General features: G+C 71.8%; 1 protein-coding gene. It reads right to left on the bottom strand.

Features of this window, described 5'->3' with window-relative positions:
- The coding region (locus tag ABT095_RS38730) for a condensation domain-containing protein (RefSeq protein WP_350534333.1) at positions 1-1,895 on the bottom strand (1,895 nt) is incomplete at both ends.

Genomic DNA, 1,895 nt, shown 5'->3' with positions numbered 1-1,895 from the left:
CACACCACCGCCACCGCATCCGGCGTCCGAGCCACCTGCGCCTCGAACACCTCCGCCACCGACAGCACCGGAGCAACAACACCCGTGTCGTTCCACTCCTCCAGGAGCAGGCGACGCTCGTCCGCGCCCACCACGTCCACGGCGCTCAGCCGTGTCCCCGGCTGCGCCGTCACCGTCTCCAGGACCTGGAGCAGCCGGCCCGCGATCCGCTGTACGGTCTGCGCGTCGAACAAGTCCGCCGCCGCCAGGAGCACACCCCGCAGGCCGGCCGGCGCACCGTCGGCATCGAACGCCTCGCTCAGGTTCACGTCCAGGTCGAACTTGCTGTGCACCAGACCGCCCGACAACCCTGCGGCGCGCAGACCGGGCAGCTCCAGCTGTGCCGACTGGTTGTTCTGCAGGGCGAGCACGACCTGGAACAGCGGCTGGCGTGCCGTCGACCGGGCAGGCGACAGCTCCTCCACCAGCTTCTGGAGCGGCACGTCCTGATGCTCGAACGCGCTCAGACTGGTCTCCCGGACCCGCTCCAGCACCTGGTCGAAGGTCGGGTCACCGGACAGGTCGGTCCGGATCACCAGGGTGTTGACGAAGAACCCGACCAGGTCGTTGAGCGCCTCGTCGGTGCGCCCGGCGACCGGCGACCCGATCGGGATGTCCACCCCCGCCCCCAGGCGGTTCAGCGTCACGGCAAACGCCGCCTGCAGCACCATGAACAGGGTCACGCCCCGCTCCCGGGCCAGCGCCGCCAGTCGCTGGTGCATCTGCGCGGAGACGGCCAGTTCCACGCTCTCACCGCGGTGCGAAGCCGTCGCCGGGCGCTGGCGGTCCACCGGCAGCTCTAGCTCCTCCGGCACCCCCGCCAACGCCTCGCGCCAGTACGCCACCTGCTTGGAGAGCACACTGCCGGGATCGTCCTCGCTCCCGAGCAACTCCCCCTGCCACAGCGCGTAGTCCGCGTACTGCACCGGCAGCGGCTCCCACTGCGGCGCCCGGCCCGCGACCCGCGCCGCATACGCCACCGACGCGTCCCGCGCCAACGGCGCCGTCGACCAGCCGTCCCCGGCGATGTGATGAACCACCACCACCAGCACGTGCTCGGCCTCGCCGAGCGCGATCAGCGTCGCCCGGAACGGGATCTCCGACGTCAGGTCGAACCCGTACCCGACCGCCTCCGCAACCGCCGCATCCTGCTCCTGCGGCGCCACCTCGACAACCGACAGCTCGAAGCCGCACTCCTCCAGCGACAGCACCCGCTGGAACGGCCCGCCATCCGCCATCGGCAGGACCGTGCGCAGCACTTCGTGCCGCCCGATCACGTCCCGCAGCGCCTCGGCCATGGCCCCGCGGTCCAACTCCCCGGTCAGCCGGATCGCCATCGGAAGGTTGTAGGCCGGGCTCGGCCCCTCCAACTGCCCCAGGAACCACAGCCGGCGCTGCGCGAACGACAGCGGCACCCGCTCCGGACGCACCACCGGCACCAACGCCGCCCGGCCCGCGGCGCCCTCACCCTGCCACGCCGCGACCGCGGCCGGCGTCGGGCGTTCGAACAGCACCCGGAGGGGCAGCTCCATGCCCAGCACCGCACGCACCCGGGTCACCAGCCGCGTCGCCGACAGCGAATTACCACCCAGTGCGAAGAAGTCGTCGTCCGCACCGACCCGGTCGAGTCCCAGCACCTGCGCGAACGCCTGGCACAGCAACTCCTCCCGCACACCGGCCGGTGCCCGGCCCTCACCCACCGCATACTCCGGTGCGGGCAGGGCCTTGCGGTCCAGCTTGCCGTTCACGGTCACCGGCAGTTCGTCCAGCAGCACGACCGCCGACGGCACCATGTAGGACGGCAACCGCTCACCCGCGAACTCCCGCAGCAGGGAGATCAGTTCGTCCGCAGGCGC

This window comes from Kitasatospora sp. NPDC002227, assembly GCF_040296285.1.
Taxonomy (GTDB): Bacteria; Actinomycetota; Actinomycetes; order Streptomycetales; family Streptomycetaceae; genus Kitasatospora.
This window is presented reverse-complemented; position numbering and strand designations above follow the sequence as displayed.